Origin of the sequence: Faecalibacterium sp. Marseille-P9590 (genome assembly GCF_017377665.1) — a bacterium.
Classification (GTDB): Bacteria; Bacillota; Clostridia; order Oscillospirales; family Ruminococcaceae; genus Faecalibacterium.
Genome location: NZ_JAFREF010000005.1, coordinates 58,454 through 80,142, shown reverse-complemented (window position 1 = coordinate 80,142; position 21,689 = coordinate 58,454). Strand labels below are relative to the sequence as shown.

General features: G+C 61.1%; 20 protein-coding genes, 3 tRNA genes, 1 riboswitch and 1 other annotated feature (1 of these 25 cut by a window edge). Of the genes, 13 read left to right on the top strand and 10 right to left on the bottom strand.

The window, feature by feature from the left end; genetic code table 11:
* Positions 1-163, top strand: a binding site (T-box leader); it begins 101 nt to the left of the window's first position.
* A 148-nt stretch (positions 164-311) separates the two neighbouring features.
* The 5 genes from J3349_RS07800 to ilvA all read left to right on the top strand — a co-directional run bounded on the left by J3349_RS07800 (position 312) and on the right by ilvA (position 6,293).
* The gene (locus J3349_RS07800) at positions 312-1,964 is read left to right on the top strand and encodes a 2-isopropylmalate synthase (RefSeq protein WP_207677004.1); all 1,653 of its coding nucleotides are present in this window, start codon (positions 312-314) and stop codon (positions 1,962-1,964) included.
* A 39-nt stretch (positions 1,965-2,003) separates the two neighbouring features.
* A complete protein-coding gene (leuC, locus tag J3349_RS07795) occupies positions 2,004-3,263 on the top strand; it encodes a 3-isopropylmalate dehydratase large subunit (protein WP_158402789.1) in 1,260 nt (419 codons plus the stop codon).
* Positions 3,264-3,280: 17 nt separating this feature from the next.
* On the top strand, positions 3,281-3,769 hold the full coding sequence (gene leuD / locus J3349_RS07790) for a 3-isopropylmalate dehydratase small subunit (RefSeq protein ID WP_158402788.1): 489 nt from the start codon (positions 3,281-3,283) through the stop codon (positions 3,767-3,769).
* A gap of 10 nt (positions 3,770-3,779) precedes the next feature.
* Positions 3,780-4,853 (top strand): 3-isopropylmalate dehydrogenase, encoded by a 1,074-nt coding sequence (leuB, locus tag J3349_RS07785; RefSeq protein WP_207677003.1) that lies wholly within the window; start codon positions 3,780-3,782, stop codon positions 4,851-4,853.
* Positions 4,854-5,087: 234 nt separating this feature from the next.
* Positions 5,088-6,293 (top strand): threonine ammonia-lyase, encoded by a 1,206-nt coding sequence (gene ilvA, locus J3349_RS07780; RefSeq protein ID WP_149794418.1) that lies wholly within the window; start codon positions 5,088-5,090, stop codon positions 6,291-6,293.
* Positions 6,294-6,344: 51 nt separating this feature from the next.
* Here ilvA and J3349_RS07775 read toward each other — a convergent pair whose 3' ends face one another.
* Both J3349_RS07775 and J3349_RS07770 read right to left on the bottom strand, forming a co-directional pair.
* Entirely contained in the window at positions 6,345-6,518 is a 174-nt protein-coding gene (locus J3349_RS07775; protein ID WP_015565547.1) for a hypothetical protein, read from the bottom strand.
* Between the two features lie 18 nt (positions 6,519-6,536).
* Positions 6,537-6,845, bottom strand: coding sequence for a hypothetical protein (locus J3349_RS07770; RefSeq protein WP_207677002.1), 309 nt, complete (start codon positions 6,843-6,845; stop codon positions 6,537-6,539).
* Between the two features lie 177 nt (positions 6,846-7,022).
* Between J3349_RS07770 and J3349_RS07765 the strand changes: the two genes are divergently transcribed.
* Together J3349_RS07765 and J3349_RS14190 are read left to right on the top strand one after the other, a co-directional pair.
* Positions 7,023-7,093, top strand: a tRNA-Gln gene (locus J3349_RS07765).
* Positions 7,094-7,153: 60 nt separating this feature from the next.
* Positions 7,154-7,288: a hypothetical protein gene (locus J3349_RS14190; RefSeq protein WP_278251800.1), complete on the top strand. Its 135-nt coding sequence runs from the start codon at positions 7,154-7,156 to the stop codon at positions 7,286-7,288.
* A gap of 21 nt (positions 7,289-7,309) precedes the next feature.
* Here the strand turns inward: J3349_RS14190 and thiC are convergent, their stop codons facing one another.
* The 5 genes from thiC to thiW are packed head-to-tail and all read right to left on the bottom strand — an operon-like array spanning position 7,310 to position 11,467.
* The gene (gene thiC, locus J3349_RS07760) at positions 7,310-8,620 is read right to left on the bottom strand and encodes a phosphomethylpyrimidine synthase ThiC (RefSeq protein WP_207677001.1); all 1,311 of its coding nucleotides are present in this window, start codon (positions 8,618-8,620) and stop codon (positions 7,310-7,312) included.
* A gap of 28 nt (positions 8,621-8,648) precedes the next feature.
* Positions 8,649-9,479, bottom strand: coding sequence for a bifunctional hydroxymethylpyrimidine kinase/phosphomethylpyrimidine kinase (gene thiD, locus J3349_RS07755; protein ID WP_207677000.1), 831 nt, complete (start codon positions 9,477-9,479; stop codon positions 8,649-8,651).
* A 12-nt stretch (positions 9,480-9,491) separates the two neighbouring features.
* Entirely contained in the window at positions 9,492-10,127 is a 636-nt protein-coding gene (thiE, locus tag J3349_RS07750) for a thiamine phosphate synthase (RefSeq protein ID WP_207676999.1), read from the bottom strand.
* Complete coding sequence (gene thiM / locus J3349_RS07745; protein ID WP_207676998.1) at positions 10,114-10,935, bottom strand: hydroxyethylthiazole kinase; 822 nt, start codon at positions 10,933-10,935, stop codon at positions 10,114-10,116. The genes thiE and thiM overlap by 14 nt, the downstream gene beginning before the upstream one ends.
* Positions 10,936-10,951: 16 nt before the next feature.
* A complete protein-coding gene (thiW, locus tag J3349_RS07740) occupies positions 10,952-11,467 on the bottom strand; it encodes an energy coupling factor transporter S component ThiW (protein ID WP_158395090.1) in 516 nt (171 codons plus the stop codon).
* Between the two features lie 241 nt (positions 11,468-11,708).
* A riboswitch (TPP riboswitch) is annotated at positions 11,709-11,842 on the bottom strand.
* 125 nt (positions 11,843-11,967) lie between these two features.
* On the opposite strand from thiW, the gene J3349_RS07735 reads away from it, so the two are divergent.
* Genes J3349_RS07735 through J3349_RS07725 form a run of 3 tightly spaced genes read left to right on the top strand, consistent with a single transcriptional unit; the run spans position 11,968 to position 15,167 of the window.
* Positions 11,968-13,266 (top strand): SPFH domain-containing protein, encoded by a 1,299-nt coding sequence (locus J3349_RS07735; protein WP_207676997.1) that lies wholly within the window; start codon positions 11,968-11,970, stop codon positions 13,264-13,266.
* Between the two features lie 15 nt (positions 13,267-13,281).
* Complete coding sequence (locus tag J3349_RS07730; RefSeq protein ID WP_242699571.1) at positions 13,282-14,367, top strand: hypothetical protein; 1,086 nt, start codon at positions 13,282-13,284, stop codon at positions 14,365-14,367.
* A gap of 17 nt (positions 14,368-14,384) precedes the next feature.
* Positions 14,385-15,167, top strand: coding sequence for a TPM domain-containing protein (locus J3349_RS07725; protein WP_207676996.1), 783 nt, complete (start codon positions 14,385-14,387; stop codon positions 15,165-15,167).
* 60 nt (positions 15,168-15,227) lie between these two features.
* On the opposite strand, the gene J3349_RS07720 is transcribed toward J3349_RS07725, so the two are convergent.
* Positions 15,228-16,307, bottom strand: coding sequence for an ATP-dependent 6-phosphofructokinase (locus tag J3349_RS07720; RefSeq protein ID WP_207676995.1), 1,080 nt, complete (start codon positions 16,305-16,307; stop codon positions 15,228-15,230).
* Between the two features lie 242 nt (positions 16,308-16,549).
* On the opposite strand from J3349_RS07720, the gene J3349_RS07715 reads away from it, so the two are divergent.
* The 3 genes from J3349_RS07715 (at position 16,550) to J3349_RS07705 (ending at position 17,974) form a co-directional block, all read left to right on the top strand.
* Positions 16,550-16,623: transfer RNA gene (locus J3349_RS07715), tRNA-Gln, on the top strand.
* 29 nt (positions 16,624-16,652) lie between these two features.
* Positions 16,653-16,725 (top strand) — tRNA-Pro (locus tag J3349_RS07710).
* Between the two features lie 415 nt (positions 16,726-17,140).
* A complete protein-coding gene (locus tag J3349_RS07705; RefSeq protein ID WP_207676994.1) occupies positions 17,141-17,974 on the top strand; it encodes a CPBP family intramembrane glutamic endopeptidase in 834 nt (277 codons plus the stop codon).
* Positions 17,975-18,024: 50 nt separating this feature from the next.
* Here J3349_RS07705 and tsaD read toward each other — a convergent pair whose 3' ends face one another.
* Complete coding sequence (gene tsaD / locus J3349_RS07700) at positions 18,025-19,032, bottom strand: tRNA (adenosine(37)-N6)-threonylcarbamoyltransferase complex transferase subunit TsaD (RefSeq protein WP_207676993.1); 1,008 nt, start codon at positions 19,030-19,032, stop codon at positions 18,025-18,027.
* 4 nt (positions 19,033-19,036) lie between these two features.
* Positions 19,037-21,622 (bottom strand): DNA polymerase I, encoded by a 2,586-nt coding sequence (polA, locus tag J3349_RS07695; protein WP_207676992.1) that lies wholly within the window; start codon positions 21,620-21,622, stop codon positions 19,037-19,039.
* Positions 21,623-21,689 lie beyond the last annotated feature (67 nt).

Here is a 21,689-nt window from a genome sequence, read left to right as displayed (position 1 = left end):
GCAGGACTGAAGCAGACAGTAGGTCCTGACGGAAGCCCACCGTTATAAGGGCAGCGATTCGCCTCAAAAAGCCGATCGTGCAGAGCGGCTGTGCTTTTGGCACAGCAAAGAGAGTGGTACCACGGGTGCCCTGTAACAGAAATTACAGGCTCTCGTCTCTCAGGGGATTTCGTCCTTTGAGAGACGGGAGCCTTTTCGTTTGATAAAAGGAGTCAACCTCTCAGTCAGCGCTGACGCGCTGCCGTAACCCGGCCCTGTCGAGCGAATGCGAGACCGAGAGGTTGACACAGCAAAAATGGAGGACAAGAATTATGATGGACGCTACCAAGTACGCACCGGGATATTACCCGGTCCCCGCCGGCTATGACAGCTGGGTCAAGAAAGACCACATCGAGAAAGCTCCCACCTGGTGCAGCGTGGACCTGCGCGACGGTAATCAGGCCCTTATCGTCCCCATGAGCCTCGAGGAAAAGCTGGAATTCTTCCAGATGCTGGTCAAAATTGGCTTCAAGGAAATCGAAGTCGGCTTCCCGGCCGCCAGCGAGACGGAGTACGAGTTCCTCCGCACCCTCATCGAGAAGAACATGATCCCCGACGATGTCACCGTGCAGGTGCTGACCCAGTGCCGCGACCACATCATCCGCCGCACCTTCGAGGCTGTCAAGGGCGCACCTCGTGCGGTCGTCCACTTCTATAACTCCACCTCCGTCGCCCAGCGCGAGCAGGTGTTCCACAAGTCTAAGGAGGAGATCAAGCAGATCGCCATGGACGGCGCAAAGCTGGTCAAGCAGCTGAGCGAGGAGTATGAGGGCAACTTCCTCTTCGAGTACAGCCCCGAGAGCTTCACCGGCACCGAGGTGGACTACGCCGTTGAGGTCTGCAACGCGGTCCTGGACATCATGCAGCCCACCCCCGACCGCCCCATGATCATCAACCTGCCGGTCACGGTCGAGATGAGTATGCCCCACGTTTACGCAAACCAGATCGAGTATTGCGACAAGAACCTCAAATACCGCGACAGCGTCATCATCTCCACCCACCCGCATAATGACCGCGGCACCGGCGTCGCCTGTGCAGAGCTGGCCGTTCTGGCAGGCGCTCAGCGGGTGGAGTGCTGCCTCTTCGGCAACGGCGAGCGCACCGGCAACGTGGACGCTGTGACCCTCGCCATGAATATGTACAGCCACGGCGTAGACCCGAAGCTGGACTTCTCCGATATGCCCGCCATCTGTGCTACCTACGAGCGGGTCACCCGGATGCACATCTACGAGCGCACCCCCTACGCCGGCCAGCTGGTGTTCGCCGCCTTCTCGGGCAGCCATCAGGACGCCATTGCAAAGGGCATGGCCTACCGCAAGGAGAAGGGCGACCACCGCTGGACCTGCCCCTATATTCCGGTGGACCCCCACGACATCGGCCGCACCTACGACGCCGACGTCATCCGCATCAACAGCCAGAGCGGCAAGGGCGGCATTGGCTTCGTGCTGGAGCAGAACTACGGCTACAACCTGCCCGCCAAGATGCGCGAGGCGCTGGGCTACAAGGTCAAGAGCGTGTCCGACCACAGCCACAAGGAGCTGAGCGCAGGCGAAGTGCTCCACATCTTCGAGGATACCTTCCTCAACAAGTCGAAGCCCCTGTCTGTCGTCGAGGCCCACTTCGCACAGGTCAACGGCATCACCGCCACCGTCACGCTGGATCTGAACGGTCAGCGCAAGGTGGTCACCTCGGTGGGTAATGGCCGTCTGGATGCTATGGCAAACGCTATCCAGAGCGCCACCGGCATGGACTTCCACCTGGAAACTTACTCCGAGCACAGTCTGGACGAAGGCTCCACCTCCCGCGCCGCTTCCTACGTCGGCCTCGAGTGGGGCGACGGCATCGTCACCTGGGGTGCAGGCACCGATACCGATATTATCGTGGCCGGCATCCATGCACTGGTCAGTGCGATCAACAATAAATAAAGAGAGATTTTTGAGAGAGTATCAAAAGGAGAATGAACCATGGGAATGACCCAGACGCAGAAAATTCTGGCCGCACACGCAGGCCTCGCCGAGGTCAAGGCAGGCCAGCTCATCAACGCCAAGCTCGACATCGTGCTGGGCAATGACATCACTACCCCCGTCGCCATCAACGAGTTCGAAAAGGCGGGCTTCAACGGCGTGTTCGACAAAGAGCACATCGCCATCGTCCTCGACCACTTCGTTCCCAACAAGGACATCAAGAGCGCGACCCAGTCCAAGCAGTGCCGCGAGTTCGCCAACAAGTACGACATCCTCAATTTCTACGATGTGGGCCAGATGGGCATCGAGCACGCTCTGCTGCCCGAAAAAGGCATCGTGACAGCCGGTGACTGCGTCATCGGCGCCGACAGCCACACCTGTACTTACGGCGCACTGGGCGCATTCTCCACCGGCGTCGGCTCCACCGATATGGCCGCCGGCATGGCTACCGGCATGGCATGGTTCAAGGTGCCTGCTGCCATCAAGTTCGTGCTGAACGGCAAGCTGCCGCCGAAAGTTTCCGGCAAAGACCTCATCCTCCACATCATCGGTATGATCGGCGTGGATGGTGCGCTGTATAAGTCGATGGAGTTCACCGGCCCGGGCGTCGCTTCCCTCTCCATGGACGACCGCCTGAGCATCTGCAACATGGCCATCGAGGCCGGTGCCAAGAACGGCATCTTCCCCGTGGACGACGTGACCAAGGCTTATCTCAAGGGCCGCAGCCAGCGCGAGCCGGTGTTCTATGAGGCCGACCCGGACGCCGAGTATGAGAAGACCATTGAAATCGACCTCTCTGCACTTGAGCCCACTGTCAGCTACCCCCACCTGCCCGAGAACACCCACCCCGCCAGCGAGGGCAAGGACATCAAGATCGACCAGGTGGTCATCGGCAGCTGCACCAATGGCCGCCTCGAGGATATGGAAGCCGCTTACAACATCCTGAAGGGCAAACACATCGCAAAGGGCGTGCGCGGCATCATCATCCCCGCCACCATGGCCGTGTACAAGGAGTGCATCCTCCGCGGCTGGACGACGGCCTTCATCGACGCGGGCTGCATCGTCTCCACCCCCACCTGCGGCCCCTGCCTCGGTGGCTACATGGGCATCCTCGCCGAGGGTGAGCGCTGCGTCTCCACCACCAACCGCAACTTCGTGGGCCGCATGGGCCACGTCAAGAGCGAGGTGTATCTGGCTTCGCCCGCTACCGCTGCCGCCAGCGCACTGACCGGCTACATCACCGACCCCCGCACGGTCTGAGAAAAGGAGAGTCACCCATGAACAACGCAAACGGTTCTGTTTTCAAATACCCGGATAACGTGGATACCGACGTCATCATCCCGGCCCGCCACCTGAACACGCAGGATGCCAGAGAGCTGGCCAGCCACTGCATGGAGGACATTGACAAGGACTTCATCAACAACGTCAAGGACGGCGACATCATGGTGGGCGGCTGGAACTTCGGTTGCGGCTCCTCCCGTGAGCACGCACCGCTGGCCATTAAGACCGCCGGAATCTCCGTCGTCATCGCCAAGAGCTTCGCGCGCATCTTCTACCGCAACAGCATCAACATCGGTCTGCCCATCATGGAATGCCCCGAGGCTGTGGACGCCATCAGCGCAGGCGATACTGTCAGCGTGAATTTTGATACCGGCGTTATCACCGATGAGACCACCGGCAAGACCTTCCAGGCCGAACCCTTCCCGCCGTTCATCCAGAAGATTATCGCCGACGGTGGTCTGATGAAGTCGCTGACGAAGAAATAAGGAGCCTAAAATGGAAAAAAACATTGCTGTCATCTGGGGCGACTGCTCCAGCCCCGAGATTGTGAAGCAGACCCTCCGCGTTCTCGATAAGGTGGCCGAAAAGTACGGCCACACCTTCCACTACACCGACGCCGCGATGGGCGGCGAGGCCATCGACAAGTACGGCGACCCGCTGCCCCAGCATGAGTTGGACAAGTGCCTCGCGGCCGACAGCGTCCTTCTGGGCGCTGTGGGCGGCCCAAAGTGGGAGGGGCTGCCCGGTGAGCAGCGCCCTGAAAAGGGTCTGCTCCGTCTCCGCGCCGGCATGGGCCTCTACTCCAACAACCGCCCGGCCAAGATCTGGCCCCAGCTGGCCCCGGCCAGCCCCCTCAAGCCCGAGATCGTGGCAAAGGGCATCGACTTCATCATTGTGCGTGAGCTCATCGGCGGCGTCTACTTCGGCAAGCACGAGACTTACACGCTGGAAAACGGCGAGAAGCAGGCTGTGGATTCCATGCCCTACTCGGAGCATGAAATCGAGCGCATTGGCCGCATCGGCTTCGAGACGGCCATGAAGCGCCGCAAGAAGCTCTGCTGCGTGGATAAGGCCAACGTGCTGGATACCAGCCGCCTCTGGCGTGCGGTCATGCACCGCCTGCAGGCTGAGTACCCCGAGGTGGAGTACAGCGAGATGTTCGTGGACAACTGTGCCATGCAGGTCGTCAAGGACCCCAGCCAGTTCGACGTCATCGTCACCGAGAACATGTTCGGCGACATCATCTCCGACGAGGCCTCCATGATCACCGGCTCCATCGGCATGATCCCCTCGTCCAGCCTGGGCGACGGCACCCGGGGCCTGTATGAGCCTATCCACGGCTCTGCTCCCGACATCGCGGGCAAGGACATCGTCAACCCTACTGCCTGCATCCTCTCCGCCGCTATGATGCTGCGCTACTCCTTCGGTATGACTGAGGAGGCTGACGCCATTGAGAACGCGGTGAATAAGGTTCTGGACAAGGGCCTGCGCACCGCCGACAACATGAGCGATGGCTGCACCTGCCTCGGCTGCACCGCCATGGGTGATGCTATCCTCGCGGAGATTTGAGTTTACCGGAAAGTAATAGGATAAAGTGGTAATACCCCGCCGCTGTTCGCTGTTTGGTGAATGGCGGCGTTTTTTCTATAATACAATGTCAGCAAATTCCGCTTTCTGCCTTAAAGTGTGAAATAGATTCATTTGACAAATCAATTTATGTAAACTATACTAAATCCTGTCTTTGACAATAAAAATAGCCCGTGTGCCGGGATGGATAAACAGAGATAGGATGGGAAAAACGATATGCTGACACTGGATAAGATCTACCACGCCGCCTTTGTCCTCAAGGACGTAGCCCGCAAGACCGACCTCATCGAGGCACCCCGGCTCTCCAAAGACTGCCAGCTCTACCTCAAGACCGAGAACCTGCAGGTGACCGGCAGCTTCAAGGTGCGCGGCGCTTATTATAAGATCAGTCAGCTCTCCAAGGAAGAGAGCGACAAGGGTGTCATCGCCTGCTCGGCGGGCAACCATGCACAGGGCGTGGCGCTGGCCGCTACCCGCCGCGGCATCAAGAGCATCGTCTGTATGCCGGACGGCGCGCCCATCATGAAGGTTGAGAATACCAAGAACCTCGGTGCGGAGGTCTGCCTCGTACCCGGCACCTACGACGACGCCCACGACAAGGCCGTGGAGCTGCAGGAAGAGACGGGCATGACCTTCATCCATCCCTACGACGACGAGCAGGTCATTGCCGGTCAGGGCACCATCGGCCTTGAGATTCTCGACCAGCTGCCCGATGTGGACGCCGTCATCGTGCCTGTGGGCGGCGGCGGACTCATCTCCGGCGTGGCCTTCGCCATCAAGAGCCTGAAGCCCGACGTCAAGGTCTACGGCGTGCAGGCCGAGGGCGCACCCAGCATGTACCGCTCCCTCCATGAGCACAAATACCAGACCCTTTCCGCCGTCTCCACCTTCGCAGACGGCATTCAGGTCAAGACCCCCGGCGAGCTGACCTATAAGCTTTGTGAAGAGTATGTGGACGACATTGTCACTGTCACCGAGGACGAGACCGCAGCCGCCATCCTCTCCCTGATGGAGAACCAGAAGCTGGTGGCCGAGGGTGCAGGCGCAGTGCCTGTGGCGGCGGCGCTCTTCCACAAGCTGCCCATCGAGGGTAAGAAGGTCGTCTGCCTCGTCTCCGGCGGCAACATCGACGTGAACATCCTCAACCGTGTCATCACCCGCGGCCTCGTCATGAGCGGCCGCAAGGCCAACCTGACCATCGCGCTGGAAGACAAGCCCGGCCAGCTGCAGCAGGTGGCCGACATCGTCTCCCGCTGCGGCAGCAATGTGGTGTCCGTCCTTCACGACGGCTCCGACCCCAACATGCCCATTTCCAGCTGCTTCCTCAAGCTGACCCTCGAGACCCGCGACAACGCCCAGATCGAGCAGATCCGGCAGGAGCTCACCAAGGCAGGCTTCCAGCTGGTGGCCGAGCGCGTATAACTTTATCGGTAAATGCAGAAACGCCGCCCGAACGGGCGGCGTTTCGTTTTGTCAGCCGATGATCTCGTACTGGAAATATTCGCACTTGAGCTTGCTGCCTACGTCGATTTCCGGCGGCAGGAGTGCCAGTGCCACCGGGTTCAGCTCGTCGCTCTCGATGTCGGTGCGGCGCAGGTTGACGTAATCGCCGTCAAAGCTCACGACTTCGTAATACCAGGGCCCCATACTGTTTCCTCCCGTGATTCATTCCTGTGTGTTCTCTTTTTCCTGCTTCCGCCAGTGGTAGTACGGCCCGAGGATGCAGACGGCGGCGAGTATCATCACCGCGAGGATGATGCTGGTGACGGTCTGATTGTCGGAGAAAAAGTAGAACAGCAGCTGCCCGCCGCCCACGATGAGCTCCAGCACACCCAGAAGCCTCTGCCAAAGGCGGCGGGCCTCTTCGCTGGACGATTCCAGCCGCCGCGCCAGCACGCCGGGCAGCTGGACGCGGAGGACGTCTGCAATGCCCCAGACGAGGAAGATAACGCCGATGACAAGATGGTGTAACATAAGCCACGCTCCTTTCTGCGCTGTGCGCTGAACAGAAAAACTTTTACACAGCAAGTATACCATATCGGTGAGACCCCGGCAAGGACGGGATTTGCCTGCCCGGCTCAGAAAATTTGGGTGGAACCGCCCGGCGGGCTTGTGGAATTTTGAAAAATATGCTATACTATTCTCTACTGATGCGCCATCGCCAAGCGGTAAGGCAGGGGACTTTGACTCCCCCATCGTAGGTTCGACTCCTGCTGGCGCAACTTGAAAAAAAACCGCATGAATGCTGGAAAATCCAGTGTTCATGCGGTTTTTTGTTTTCTGTGAAGAAGAAAGGTTTGCTGATTTTGGGCGTTTTGAAGTTCCAAAAGCAGTATAAAAGTAGTATAGAACAGCAAAAAAGCCGCCCGGCTTTTGTACCGGGCGGCAATGGAGAAGAAAAATCGCAAAAGCGATGAAAATATCGGTTTTACAGCAGCTTACAGGATGTCGATGTACTCACCGGCCAGAGCCTTGTTCATGCTGCGGACGGCGCAGAACTTGCCGCACATGGAGCAGGTGTCGCTGTGGTCGTCCTCGGGCAGGCGGGCGTCACGGATGGCCTTTGCCGTCTCGGGGTCGAGGGCGCAGGCGAACTGCGCATCCCAGTCGAGGACGCGGCGGGCGTCGCCCATCTTGTCGTCGATGTCCCGGGCGTGGGGGATGCCCTTTGCAATGTCGGCAGCGTGGGCGGCGATCTTAGAAGCCACGATGCCCTGCTTGACGTCGTCCACATTGGGCAGAGCCAGATGCTCGGCAGGGGTGACGTAGCACAGGAAGGCTGCGCCGCTCATGGCCGCGACAGCGCCGCCGATGGCAGCAGTGATGTGGTCATAGCCGGGGGCGATGTCGGTGACGAGGGGGCCGAGGACGTAGAAAGGTGCGCCCATGCAGAGGGTCTTCTGGATCTCCATGTTGGCGGCGACCTGGTTCAGAGGCACATGGCCCGGGCCTTCCACCATGACCTGGACGTTGTGCGCCCAGGCCCGCTTGGTCAGCTCACCCAGACGCACCAGCTCTTCGATCTGGCAGACGTCGGTGGCGTCGGCGAGGCAGCCGGGGCGGCAGGCATCGCCCAGAGAGATGGTGACGTCGTGCTCTTCGCAGATGTCCAGAATCTCGTCGAAGTGCTCATAGAAGGGGTTCTCGTTGCCGGTCATGCACATCCATGCAAACACCAGCGAGCCGCCGCGGCTGACGATGTTCATCTTCCGCTTATGCTTGCGGATCTGCTCGATGGTCTTACGGGTGATGCCGCAGTGGAGGGTGACGAAGTCCACGCCGTCCTCTGCGTGCAGACGCACCACGTCGATGAAGTCCTGTGCCGTCAGGGTGGCGAGGTCGCGCTGGTAGTGGATGACCGAGTCATACACCGGCACAGTGCCGATCATGACGGGGCATTCGTGGGTCAGCTTCTGACGGAAGGGCTGGGTATTGCCGTGGCTCGAGAGGTCCATGATGGCCTCTGCGCCCATGTTGACGGCGCTCATGACCTTCTGCATCTCGATGTTGTAGTCCTTGCAGTCGCGGGAGACGCCGAGGTTGACGTTGATCTTGGTGCGGAGCATGGAGCCGATGCCCTCGGGGTTCAGGCACTCGTGGTGCTTGTTGGCCGGGATGGCGACCTTGCCCTCAGCGACCAGCTGACGGATCTCTTCGACGGTGCGGTACTCCTTCTTGGCCACCGTTTCCATCTGGGGCGTGACGATGCCCTTGCGGGCGGCATCCATCTGTGTGGTGTAAGTCTGCATTTGAAAATCCTCCGAAAATACGCTCTCTTTATTTATGAACAGCGTCCGGGACGCCGTGCATCCAGTTTTCGACCCCGACGCCGCCCAGAGTGTGGTCCAGCGGGCCGGAGCCGCGGCCCAAGTCGAGCTGCGCGTTCAGCGCGTCGGTCAGGTAAGCCTTGGCCCGGGCGATAGCTTCTTCCAGCGCAAACCCTTTGGCAAGGTTGGCCGCAATGGCACTGGACAGAGTGCAGCCCGTGCCGTGGGTGTTGGGGTTTGCGATACGCTTACCCGGAAACCAGATCTCCGTGCCATCCGGGAAGGTGAGCAGATCGTCGGCGTCGGTGTCACTGTGGCCGCCCTTGAGCAGGACGGCACAGCCGCAGTCGGCGGCGATGGCCCGGGCGGCGGCGCTCATGTCGGTACGGCCCGAGATGTGCAGGCCGGACAACACTTCGGCCTCGTGCCGGTTGGGCGTGATGACCTCGGCCAGAGGGAACAGCTCCCGGCGCAGGGTGCGCACGGCATCCGATGCAATCAAATCAGAGCCGGAGGTGGCTACCATCACGGGGTCCACGACGATGTGTTCCGCCTTGTAAAAGCGGAGACGCTCGGCGATCGTCTCAATGAGCGGGGCAGAGGACACCATGCCGATCTTGACGGCGCAGGGGCGGATGTCGGTGAACACGGCGTCGATCTGCTGGGCCAGAAACTCGGGGCTGACCTCGAAGATGCCGGATACGCCGGTGGTGTTCTGGGCCGTCAGGGCGGTGACAGCGCTCATGGCGAAGATGCCGTTCATGGTCATGGCTTTGAGGTCGGCCTGAATGCCGGCGCCGCCGCTGGAATCGCTGCCCGCGATGGTAAGTGCAGTTTTCATGGGTTTGCTCCTTTAGATGATTTGTTCTGTCAGTGCCTTCAGCTCTTTGCACTCAGCCTCAATGTCCTCGGCGCTGAAGATCGCGCTCACGAGGGCCACGCCGTCCGCGCCGGAGCCTTTGAGCTTGAGGATATTGTCTTTATGGATGCCGCCGATGGCCACGACCGGCACATCCACGGAGGCGCAGATCTCTTTCAGTCTGCCCTCCGGCAGGACGTCCACATCGGTTTTGGTGTGGGTGGAAAATGCCGCGCCGACGCCCAGATAATCCGCGCCGTGGGCCACGGCCAGCTGCGCTTCCTCGACGGAATGGGCCGACACACCGATGATCATGTCAGGGCCGACCTTGGCGCGGACGTCCGCTGCGGCCATATCTTCCTGCCCGACATGGATGCCGTCGGCATGGCATTTTATAGCGATCTCGACGTTATCGTTGATGATGAAGGGTACGCCATAGCTGCGGCAGAGGGCGGAAAGCTCCATGGCTTCCTGCAAAAATGCCGCGTCGTCCAGCTCCTTTTCCCGCAGCTGGACGCAGGTGACGCCGCCTTTCAGCGCGTCTTCCACCTGCTGGCGGAGGGTCTCGCGGCCCGTCCACGCCCGGTCGGTGACGGCGTAGAGAAGCATGGTGTGTTTATCGCATTTCATAGCGTGCTCCTTCCTCGAGCTGTTCGGGGGTCATGTGGTAGATCGCGTCGATGATGTAATTGCGGTAGGTGGCGCTGCCGTCCAGCCTGGAAAGGCGGCTGTGAGCTGCTTCGCCCGCAAGGCCCATGGCGCAGATAGCTGCAGCAGCGGCTTCCAGAGGCTTGTCCGGGTTGGCTGCACAGAATGCCGCCGTCAGGGCCGAGAGCTGACAGCCGGTGCCGGTGACGGCGCTCATCATGGGGTGGCCGTTGCGGATGCAGAAAGCCCGCTCTCCGTCGGCCACGATGTCGATGGCACCGGTGACGGCGACGACCGCCCCCGTGCGGGCCGCAAACGCTTTGGCGAATGCCACGGTCTTGTCCAGCGTCTCGTCAGTCACCTTGTCGGCGGTGTCGGCGTCCACGCCTTTCGTGGTGCCACTGCCTGCCGCCAGCGTCCGGATCTCGGAGATGTTGCCCCGGATGACTGTGAACTTCACTTCCCGCAGGAGGCGCAGTGCCGTTTCGGTGCGAAGATGGGAAGCGCCTGCGCCCACGGGGTCCAGCACGACAGGACGGCCCAGCCGGTTGGCGGTGTGTCCCGCCAGCAGCATGGAGGGGATGGTGCGGCTGTTCAACGTGCCGATGTTGAGGTTCAGCCCGGCACACAGCGAGGTGATGTCCTCGACCTCGGCGGCATCATCCGCCATGATGGGGGACGCCCCGCAGGCGAGGACGATGTTGGCACAGTCGTTGACGGTGACGTAATTGGTGATGTTATGGACAAGCGGGCTTTTGGCCCGGACATTGGCAAAGATGCTCTGAAACATGGGCTTCTCCTTCGAATCAGCTCAGGCTGGCCTGCATGGCGCGGAGTGCGCCTGCGCGGGAAAGTGCGGCCAACAGTGCGCCTGCAATGATGGCACCGCCGGCGGTGGAGACGAGGAAGGGGACGATGTAGGCGTAGAACGCGATGTCACCGGCGCTCTTGCCCATCAGCAGGATGGCGACGGGGTAGGCGCACAGACCGCCGAGGATGGAGGTGCCGAACACCTCGCCCACGAGGGTGGGCAGCAGCTTATTGGTCTTGTGGAAGACGATGCCGCAGAGCAGTGCGCCGAACATGCTGCCGGGGAAAGCCATCAGACTGCCCAGACCCAGCAGGTTGCGCAGCAGGGAGGCGACGAAAGCCACGCCCACGCCGTAGTAAGGCCCCAGCAGAACAGCGCAGAGGATGTTGACCATGTGCTGCACAGGGGCGCATTTGCTGCCGAAGACCGGGAAGGAGAAGACGCTGCCCACAACAGCGACAGCGCAGAACATACCGGCGAGGGCCAGCTTTTTAGCAGAATAGTGTTTCATAGTGAGTGCTCCTTTTCAACAAAAAATAAGTGCAGGGGCAGACCGCCGCTCCCGCACACGAACAGACCCGGCACCCGCGCAGAGATACCGGAAACGGAAGAAGCGGTCGAGGCTCACTGGCCTCCTCTCACGCCGGAACACGGCTTCCCATCGCAAATCATGACCCGGACTCAGGGCGCTCCCCCTCAGCCGGAGACAACAAAAAAGGAGACGCCCTCTGCGGCGTCTCCTGTAAAAATCCATAAACGGTGTTATGACTTCCTACGGCGGCATTATCCGCATCAGGTGCAGAAACTGTCCGAAAACAATTTCTAAAGGGTCGAAGTTTGAGAACTTCCTCTCAGCCTGCTTCCACAAGCTCCCCTGTATTTGTTTGTCGGGAGTATTCTACACCCATCGGGGATAAAATGCAAGGGTTTTCTTTTTTCGCGGCGCGTTTTGTGGTATACTGAGAAAAAGCCCGCATTTGAAAAAACGGGCAGATAAAGGAGATATGGCTTATGGGTCTTGTCAAAGCAGCATTGGGCGCGGCATCCGGCGTGATGGGCGACCAGTGGAAAGAATACTTTTACTGCAGCGCTCTCCCGGCGGAGGTGCTGGCTGTCAAGGGACAGAAGAAAGTCTCCGGGCGCTCTTCCAACCGCCACGGCACCGAGAACATCATCACCGACGGTTCCATCGTGGCCGTGGCCGAGGGCCAGTGCGCCCTCATCGTGGAGCAGGGCAAGGTGGTAGACCTCTGCGCCGAGGCCGGCGAGTACACCTATAACACCGGCACCCAGCCCTCTCTGCTGAGCGAGGGTCTGGCCAAGAACATCGACGAAGTGTTTGCCGAGATCGGCAAGCGGTTCAGCTTCGGCGGTCAGGCTGCCACCGACCAGCGCATCTATTACATCAACACCAAGGAGCTGATGGGCAACAAGTACGGCACCCCCAGCCCCGTGCCGTTCCGCGTCGTGGACCAGCGTGCCGGCATCGACATCGACGTCAGCATCCGCTGCTTCGGCGAGTACAGCTACCGCATCGTCAACCCCATCCTGTTTTACACCAACGTCTGCGGAAATGTGGAAAACGAGTACACCCGTGACGCGCTGGAAGGCCAGATGCGCACCGAGATGATGACCGCATTGCAGCCCGCCTTCGCCCGCATCAGCGAGATGGGCATCCGCTACTCGGCTCTGCCCGGCCATACCACCGAGCTGGCCGAGGCCCTGAACCAGGAGCTGTCCGGCAAGTGGAGCAAGCTGCGCGGCATCGAGATCGTCTCCCTCGGCGTGTCCGGCGTCAAAGCCAGCGAAGAAGACGAGCAGATGATCAAGGAGCTGCAGCGCAGCGCCGCCTTCATGGACCCGACCCGCGCCGCCGCCCACATGGTGGGCGCACAGGCTTCGGCGATGCAGGCAGCGGCTTCCAATACCTCCGCCGGCCCGGCCATGGCCTTTATGGGCATGAATCAGGCCGCTGCTGCCGGCGGCATCAACGCCCAGGCCCTCTACCAGATGGGCGCACAGCAGCAGCCTGCCGCAGCTCCTGCCCCCGCAGCCGCCCCGGCGGCTGGCAGCTGGAGCTGCTCCTGCGGCCAGACCGGCAACACCGGCAAGTTCTGCACCGCCTGCGGCAAGCCCCGCCCCGAAGCAGGCTGGGTGTGCAGCTGCGGCGCACACAATACCGGCAAATTCTGCTCGGAGTGCGGTAAGCCCCGCCCGGCGGCCAAGTGTCCGAACTGCGGCTGGACCCCTGCCGACCCGTCCAACCCGCCTAAGTTCTGCCCCGAGTGCGGCAAGCCTTTCGGAGCCTGAAAGGGGAGCTGAGATATGGCAGAAAATACCACGAATTACCAATGCCCGGCCTGTACCGGCCCGCTGCGGTTCGACAGCGCCAGCGGAAAGCTCTGCTGTGATTACTGCGGCTCTACCTACGATGTAGCACAGGTCGAGGCTCTTTACGGCGAAAAGCAGGCTCAGGCCGATAAGGCCGCCGAAGCCGCCGAAAAGGCAGCGTCCAGCGGCCCTGTCTGGGGGGAGATGGAGACGGGAGATCTCAGCAGCCGCACCTGCACTTCCTGCGGTGCAGAGCTGGTCTGCGGCCCCGAAACAGCTGCCACCACCTGCCCCTACTGCGGCAACCCCACTGTGCTGGGTGGACAGCTTTCCGGCAAGCTCAAGCCGGAGTACATCATCCCCTTCCGGATGGACAAAAAGACCGCCATCGAGAACCTGAAGAAGTATTATAAGGGCAAAGCCTTCCTCCCCAAAGCCTTCAAAGAGTCCAACCACATCGAGGAGATCCAGGGCGTGTATGTGCCGTTCTGGCTCTACGATGGCCGGATGGAGGCCCGGGGCGCTTACAAGGCCGAGATCAGCGAGAGCCACCGTGAGGGCGATTACATTGTCACCACCACCAGGCACTTCGACGTGGCCCGCGTGGGCGACGCCGACTTTGTCCGGGTGCCGGTGGACGGCTCCAGCAAGATGCCGGATGCCCATATGGACGCCATCGAGCCCTTCGACTACAGCGACCTCAAGCCCTTCTCCACGGCCTACCTGCCCGGCTTTCTGGCTGACCGGTACGACGAGGACGACAAGAAGTGTGCTGCCCGCGTCCTGACCCGGATGAAGAACAGCACCGCTGCGGCCCTCCACGATACGCTGGGCGGCTACACCGGCGTCCAGACTCTCTCGGAGCAGCTCGACCCGCGGACGCTGGAACCCCACTACGCCCTGCTGCCGGTCTGGATGCTCCACACCCGCTGGAAGGAGCAGGACTTCCTCTTTGCGATGAACGGCCAGACCGGCAAGCTCATCGGTGACCTGCCCGTGGATAAGGGCAGGGTAGCTGCATGGTTTGCCGGCATCAGCATCCCGCTGATGATACTGACGGCTCTCATCATGCTGCTGTGAGAGGGGGAGACGGGAATATGAAATACTGCAAAAAACTGTTTGCCCTTCTGGCTGCGGCCCTGCTCTGCATGGCCCTGACCCTGCCGGCCGGGGCAGCGGCCCCGCTGGTGCGGGACGAGTGCGGCGTCTTTGACGCCGATACGCTGGCCGACCTCGAGGAGCAGGCCGAAAGCGCCTCTGACGGCCACGACGTGGATGTCTACTTCCTCGTGGTGGACGACATCGGCGATGCCGACCAGCGCGACTACGCGAAAAATTATTACATCTCCAACGGCCTCGGCTATGGCGACAAACAGAGCGGCATCCTCTTCCTGCTGGCAGTCGGCTCCCGCAAGTACGTCACCATCACCTACGGCGAGGGCGTCACGGCGTTCACCGACTACCGCATCGAGCAGCAGGAGGACGAGATCGTCCCGGAGCTCTCCGATGAGGAATGGGCAGATGCCGCCTATACCTACATCGATATGTGCGACTATGCACTGGACTACTATGCCGACTATGGCGAGCCCATCGATGTGGATAACGACATCGGCCTGGAAGACCTGCTCATTGCCATGATCTTCCCTCTCGGCATTTCGGCGTTCATCTGCCTCATCCTCTACCACCAGATGAAGACGGCCCGGCAGAAAATGGAGGCCGACGAGTACATGCCCGGCTTCGCCCTCCGGGTCAAGCGTGACCGCTACACCCACACCACCCGGGAGCGCACCTACGACCCGCCCAAGAAGGAGTCCAACTCCTCCGGCGGTTCGTCCGTCGATTCCGACGGCTTCGGCGGCTCGTCGGGCGGCTCGTTCTGAAGCATAAAAACAAAAACACCTCGCTGCATGACACAGCGGGGTGTTTTTGCTTTTACAGTCTCAGCCGAGACTCACGCCCATCCGGCGGGCTACGGTGAGCAGCTCACAGCCCTCGGGGATGTTGCGGGCCTTACCGGCGATGTCCTCGAGGCGGTTGGCGATGACGCGGTTGTTGACCATGGCGACGGTGACGCCGTAGCGCTCCACTTCCACCAGCTTGGCGGCGTAGCTGCCGAACTCGGTGGCCAGTACACGGTCGTAAGCGCTGGGGCTGCCGCCGCGCTGCATGTGGCCCGGGATGCAGACGCGGGTCTCCATGCCGGTCTTTTTCTGGACGGCGGCGGCGATGCGGTTGGTGGCGGTGACGCCGTAACCGGCTTCGGCGCGCTTTGCCATCCACTCTTTCCGCTTCATCTTGGCCTCTTCGGTGTTGATGGCACCCTCGGCCACGGCGATGATGGAGAAGTTGGAGCCTTTGCGGGCGCGGCGCTCCACAGCGGCGCAGACGCGGTCGATGTCATAGGGCTGCTCGGGCAGCAGGATGATGTCTGCACCGCCGGCGATGCCGGAATAGAGGGTCAGCCAGCCGGCCTTGTTGCCCATGATCTCGATGCACATGACGCGGCTGTGGCTGCCGGCGGTGGTGTGGATGCGGTCGATGACCTCAGTGGCGATGTCCACGGCGGTGTGGAAGCCGAAGGTGACGTCGGTGCCGTAGATGTCGTTGTCGATGGTCTTGGGCAGGCCGATGACGTTCAGGCCCTCCTGGGAGAGGAGGTTGGCCGTCTTGTGGGTGCCGTTGCCGCCGAGGCAGAGCAGGCAGTCGAGCTTGGCGTCCTTGTAGGTCTTTTTCATGGCCGCGACCTTGTCGATCTTGTCCTCTTCCACCACGCGCATCAGCTTGAAAGGGGTGCGCTTGGTGCCGAGGATGGTGCCGCCCAGCGTCAGGATGCCGCGGAAATCGTCCTCGCACATCTCCTTGTATTCGCCGGTGATGAGGCCGTGGTAGCCGTTCAGGATGCCCACGATCTCGACGTTCTCGCCGAACCGTGCATACAGGGCTTTGGCCACGCCGCGGATGGTGGCGTTCAGGCCGGGACAGTCGCCGCCGGAGGTCAGGATACCAACACGTTTTTTCATATCGAACAACCCTCGTTTCTTCCGTTCTCCCTCAGAAGGGGCAGATAAATGATACTATAAGAGTATTCCCAAAGGGAGCGGGTGTCAAGAGCCGGAGATGAAAAAAGACGTGAAAACGCGGTGGTGGAGAAAGCAGAAAAAACATGGACGGAAAAATCAAAAAAGTGGTTGACAAATGGAGGCGGAGGCTGTATAATATTCCTCGTCAGCAGCGCTTCGGTGCTGAGGGCGAAACCGAATAGTGGGGATTTGCATAGTGGTAGTGCGGTAGACTCTGACTCTACTTGTGGGAGTTCGATTCTCTCATCCCCAACCAGACCGCAGCCCATTGGGTTGCGGTATTTTCGGGGCATAGCGCAGTTGGTAGCGCGCCTCGTTCGGGACGAGGAGGCCGTGGGTTCAAATCCCGCTGCTCCGACTTAAAAAAGCAAGTACACATTCGTGTACTTGCTTTTTTATTTAGTCGGGCGCGGGATTTGAACAGGGCGGCTCTGCGCAGCAGAGCAAGCAATCAGCCCAGTGGGCTGTTGCTTAGCCCGCGGGTTCCAATCTTCAGGAATGTCAACAGTTGGTGACTGCCGCTTCACATTCGTGTGCCGGTCTTTTTCTATCTCCGCAGCGGGATTTGAACAGCAGCAGAGCCGACCGCCGCCAGCGGCGGAAACAGGGAGGCGAGGCTGGGGCCGCGGCCAGCAGGATGTGAGGCCTGCCCAAGGGCCGAAACAGACGCTGGGAGCCGCAACCCGGGTCCCGCTTTATTATTCACACAAATCCCTATCTCTTTCTTCTGAAATATGCTAAAATAGTACCACTACGACACAGGAGGTCTTTCTATGCTCAAACGTCTGCGCAGCGCCCACCCGATGCTCTACTGCCTTGTGGCCGAGGTGCTGTTTCTGGGGATGCTGTTCGTGGCATCGCTGCTGTCGCTTCTGCTCATCTTGTTCGTCGTGCGGGACATTGATGCCGTCGATGATTATATGCTGACCTTCATGCAGGAGGCAGCAGGCGTGCTGGTGGCGTGGCTCTTTCTGGCGCGCACCGGGAAGAGCGGCCTGCTCCGCCGCCGGGGCAGCGGCTTTTTCAACGGTCTGCTGGTGGGCCTGTACCCCATCGCGCTCATCGGCTACAACGCCTATAATACCCTGCTGTTTGGCAGGCCGGAGGGCGATATGCTGCCTGCGTGGCATGTCGTGTGGTTCCTTATCGGCATGACCAGCGTCGGTGTGGCAGAAGAGTTTCTGTTCCGGGGCGTCATCGCCCAGACGCTTCTGGAGCATTTCGGCACCAGCCGGGCCGGCGTCTGGAAAGCCTGCCTGCTGTCGGGCCTCTACTTCGGTGCGGCCCACCTGACCAACCTCACCGGCAGTGCGCCGCTGGGCGTTCTGATGCAGTGCGTCTTTGCGGCCTCGCTGGGTACGCTGCTGGCTGCGGTATATTTCCGCACCGGAAACATCTGGGTGACGGTGTTCATCCACGCCGCGATGGACATCACGTCCATGCTCATCGGTGGCCTGTACGGCACCCAGACGGTGGCTGACAGCATCAGCACCTATGACATCACCATGCTGACGTCTATCGCGGTCTATCTCATCCCTACGGCGTTCCTGCTGCGGAAAAAGAAGCTCAGTGAAGTGGAGCTTTACTTCGGACGTGATATGAAATAAACGGAATGGCCGCGCACAGCTGTGCGCGGCCATTCCGTTTTCTATGTCAGTTATTCGTAATCGATGGGCAGAGTCGGCAGACCGTTCAGCTCCAGCCCGGCGGTATGGCCCGCGATGTACTGATAGTAGCCCTGAGCTGCGATCATCGCGCCGTTGTCGCCGCAGAATTTCAGCTCTGGCAGGTAGACCCTGGCCCCCAGCTTCTGGGCACCGTCGTTGACCAGCTGGCGCAGACGGCCATTGGCCGCGACGCCGCCCGCCAGACAGACCTGCTTTGCGCCGGTGTCGGCGGCGGCGAGAAGGAGCTTTTCTGCGAGGATGCCCGCGATGCGCTCCTGGAAGCTGGCCGCGAGGTCGGGGACGTTGATGTCAGTACCCTTCATCTGGGCCTGATTCACCTCGTTCAGCACGGCGGTCTTGAGGCCGGAGAAGCTGACGTTGTACTTGCCCTCCACATGAGGCACCGGCAGACGGTAGGCTTTCGGGTCGCCGGTCTTGGCGGCGTTGGCGACGCTGGGACCGCCGGGATAGGGCAGGCCCAGCGTCCGCGCCACCTTGTCAAAGGCCTCACCGGCGGCGTCGTCCACCGTGTGGCCGAGGATGTGGTAATGGGTGTAGTCCTGCACCTCCACGATGTGGCTGTGTCCGCCGGACGCCACAAGGCAGAGGAAGGGCGGCTTCAGCTCCGGATGGGTCAGGTAGAGGGCTGCAATGTGGCCCCGCAGATGGTGGACCGGCACCAGCGGCTTGCCCGCCGAGTAGGCGAGGCCCTTGGCAAAGTTGACGCCCACCAGCACTGCGCCGATGAGGCCGGGCGCGAAGGTGACAGCCACGGCGTCCACGTCGTCGATGGTCTTGCCTGCATCCAGCAGAGCCTTTTTGACGGTGGCGCTGATGAACTCACAGTGGCGGCGGCTGGCGATCTCCGGCACGACGCCGCCGTAAAGTGCCTGCTCCTTGACGCTGGTGGAGATGACGTTGCTCAGCAGGTGCCGGCCATCTTCCACCAGAGATGCGGCGGTCTCGTCGCAGGTAGATTCGATTCCTAAGATGATCATGGTTTTAGTGGGCCTCCAGCCAGTTTTTGCCCTGATGCACTTCGGTGCTCAGGGGGACAGCATAATTGACACAGCCTTCCATCTCTTCCTGCAGGATGGCGGCGGCTTTCGCGGCTTCTGCCTCCGGGGCCTCGACGATGAGTTCGTCGTGGACGGTCAGGATGAGGCGGCTCTCCATCTTCTCGTCCCGCAGACGCCGCCAGACCCGCACCATCGCCAGCTTGATGACGTCGGCGGCGGTGCCTTGGATCGGCGTGTTGCGGGCCATCCGCTCGCCGCTGGCCCGGATGTTGTGATTGTTGCTGGCCAGCTCCGGCAGGGAGCGACGGCGTCCGAAGAGGGTGGACACATAGCCGCAGTTCCGGGCGTCGGAGATGGTCTTGTCCATGTAGCCGCTGACTTTCGGGAAGGTGGCCAGATAGTTTTTCAGGAAGGCGTCGGCCTCCTTGACGCTCACGCCGATGTCCTTTGAGAGGCTGTAAGCGCCCTTGCCGTACATGATGCCGAAGTTGATGGCTTTTGCCGAAGAGCGCAGGCGGGGCGTGACCTGCTCGAGGGGCAGGTTGTAGATTTTAGCGGCAGTGCTGCGGTGGATGTCCTCGCCGGTGAGGAACGCCTGCTGCATATGCTCGTCGCCGGTGACATGGGCGAGGATGCGCAGCTCGATCTGGCTGTAGTCGGCGTCCACCAGCACGCAGCCGGGCCGCGCCACAAAGTAAGCGCGGAGCTGGCTGCCCAGCTCGGTGCGGATGGGGATGTTCTGCAGGTTGGGGTTATCGGAAGAAAGCCGTCCGGTGCGGGCTTCGGTCTGGTTGAAGCGGGTATGGATGCGGCCATCCTTCGCGATGACCTTCAGCAAGCCTTCGACGTAGGTGGAGTTCAGCTTCTGGTAGGCGCGGTACTGCAGAATATCCTCTACCAGCGGGTAGTCTCGCAGGGCTTCCAGCGTCTCGGCGTCGGTAGACCAGCCGCGCTGGGTCTTTTTGCCGTGGGGCAGGCCCATGGTGTCGAAAAGCATCTCGCCCAGCTGTTTGGGGCTGTTGGGGTTGAAGCTGGCGCTGCCCGTCTCCATGTGGATGCGGGTGAGGACGTCTTCCAGCTCCGAGCGCATTTTCACGCCGAACTTCTCGATGCCCTCTTTGTCCACGAGGATGCCGATGCGGGTCATGTCGGCCAGCACCTGCGCCAGCGGGAACTCGATGTCGTTGTAGAGGGAGTCTTCGCCCAGCGCGGTGATCTCCGCCTTCATCTTGGCGAACAGGTCGGCCAGCGCACCGGCGTCCGGCCACTTCTCACAGGTAAAAGCGGCGTCGGCGCGGTAGCTGATGATGAGCTCCGAGAGATTGTACTTGGAAGCCGAGGCGTCCAGCAGATAGGCCGCCAGCTTGCCGTCCCAGACGATGCTGCTGCCCCAGTTTCCCGCAGCCATGGCGCGGGCGTAGAGCGGGGCGCTGTCGAAGACGTCAAGGGTGACGTCTTTGTTGTCCAGCAGACGGAGCAGGTCGCCGTCTTCCAGCGGGAAGACCGCCTTGTCCTGTACGGCGTACCATGCGGCGGGCTGCAGCTCCACATTGCGGGTACCCTGCTTGCCCATGATGGCAGGCCGCGCGGCCACGAGGTAATGCCCCTTCGGCTCGGCGGGCAGAACAGTCACCTCAGCCTCCTGCAGAGGCTCTGTCGACGCTCTTTCCGGGTCGGAGGCGGGGGCGATGTCGCTCAGACCGAAGCGGGCGATGAGGGAGTGAAGTTCCAGCTCCTGCATCAACCGGACGGCTTCGGCCTTGTTGCCCTCGCCCACGACATAGGCACCCTCGGCGGTGTCGATGGGGGCGTCGGTGCGGATGGTGCCGAGCGTGTAGCTCAGCTCTGCCATGGCGCGGTCTTCGGCCAGATGCTCCCGCTGTTTTGGCTTGATGGTCTTGTCAGCAGTGTCGTCGAGATGGGCGTAAACGCCCGCCAGACTGCCGTATTTCTGGATGAGGGTGATGGCGCTCTTCTCGCCGATGCCCTTCACGCCCGGGATGTTGTCGGAGGTGTCACCCATGAGGCTCTTGACGTCGATGAGCTGGCGGGGAGAGACACCGTACTTTTCCTTCACGGCGTCCACGTCCATTACCGCCGTCTTGCTGCGGCCCATGGTGGTAGTGGCCAGCAGGACGGTGGTGGTGTCGCTGACCAGCTGTAAGCTGTCCCGGTCTCCGGTGGCGAGGAAGCAGTCGTCGCTGCGGGCGGCGCAGGCGGCAGAAAGGGTGCCGAGGATGTCGTCGGCCTCCCAGCCCTCAGCTGTCACCTCACGGTAGCCCAGCGCGGCCAGAAGCTCTTTGAGCACCGGCATCTGCGCGGCCAGCTCGTCGGGCATCTTGTGGCGGGTGGCCTTGTAGCCGTCATACATCTTGTGGCGGAAGGTGGGGGCCTTGAGGTCGAAGGCCACGGCCACCTCGTCGGGTCCGCATTCCTTGAGCAGGGAGAGCAGGATATTCAGAAAGCCGAAAATGGCGTTGGTATAGCGGCCGTCTTTGGTGGTCAGCAGCTTGATGCCGTAAAAGGCACGGTTGGCGATGCTGTTGCCGTCAATGACCAGTAAACGCATAGCTTGTGGTCCTCCATTCCATAATTTCACATCCTATAGTATACCACGAATGGCCCAAAGAAAAAAG

Coding starts and splice junctions, on each gene's coding strand:
- J3349_RS07770 (WP_207677002.1), bottom strand. CDS start 6,845: ATGTTACACCATCTTGTCATCGGCGTTATCTTCCTCGTCTGGGGCATT.
- thiW (WP_158395090.1), bottom strand. CDS start 11,467: ATGAAACACTATTCTGCTAAAAAGCTGGCCCTCGCCGGTATGTTCTGC.
- J3349_RS07775 (WP_015565547.1), bottom strand. CDS start 6,518: ATGGGGCCCTGGTATTACGAAGTCGTGAGCTTTGACGGCGATTACGTC.
- leuC (WP_158402789.1), top strand. CDS start 2,004: ATGGGAATGACCCAGACGCAGAAAATTCTGGCCGCACACGCAGGCCTC.
- thiD (WP_207677000.1), bottom strand. CDS start 9,479: ATGAAAACTGCACTTACCATCGCGGGCAGCGATTCCAGCGGCGGCGCC.
- J3349_RS07730 (WP_242699571.1), top strand. CDS start 13,282: ATGGCAGAAAATACCACGAATTACCAATGCCCGGCCTGTACCGGCCCG.
- tsaD (WP_207676993.1), bottom strand. CDS start 19,032: ATGATCATCTTAGGAATCGAATCTACCTGCGACGAGACCGCCGCATCT.
- polA (WP_207676992.1), bottom strand. CDS start 21,622: ATGCGTTTACTGGTCATTGACGGCAACAGCATCGCCAACCGTGCCTTT.
- leuD (WP_158402788.1), top strand. CDS start 3,281: ATGAACAACGCAAACGGTTCTGTTTTCAAATACCCGGATAACGTGGAT.
- leuB (WP_207677003.1), top strand. CDS start 3,780: ATGGAAAAAAACATTGCTGTCATCTGGGGCGACTGCTCCAGCCCCGAG.
- thiE (WP_207676999.1), bottom strand. CDS start 10,127: ATGAAATGCGATAAACACACCATGCTTCTCTACGCCGTCACCGACCGG.
- thiM (WP_207676998.1), bottom strand. CDS start 10,935: ATGTTTCAGAGCATCTTTGCCAATGTCCGGGCCAAAAGCCCGCTTGTC.
- J3349_RS07725 (WP_207676996.1), top strand. CDS start 14,385: ATGAAATACTGCAAAAAACTGTTTGCCCTTCTGGCTGCGGCCCTGCTC.
- J3349_RS07705 (WP_207676994.1), top strand. CDS start 17,141: ATGCTCAAACGTCTGCGCAGCGCCCACCCGATGCTCTACTGCCTTGTG.
- J3349_RS07800 (WP_207677004.1), top strand. CDS start 312: ATGATGGACGCTACCAAGTACGCACCGGGATATTACCCGGTCCCCGCC.
- thiC (WP_207677001.1), bottom strand. CDS start 8,620: ATGCAGACTTACACCACACAGATGGATGCCGCCCGCAAGGGCATCGTC.
- J3349_RS07735 (WP_207676997.1), top strand. CDS start 11,968: ATGGGTCTTGTCAAAGCAGCATTGGGCGCGGCATCCGGCGTGATGGGC.
- J3349_RS07720 (WP_207676995.1), bottom strand. CDS start 16,307: ATGAAAAAACGTGTTGGTATCCTGACCTCCGGCGGCGACTGTCCCGGC.
- ilvA (WP_149794418.1), top strand. CDS start 5,088: ATGCTGACACTGGATAAGATCTACCACGCCGCCTTTGTCCTCAAGGAC.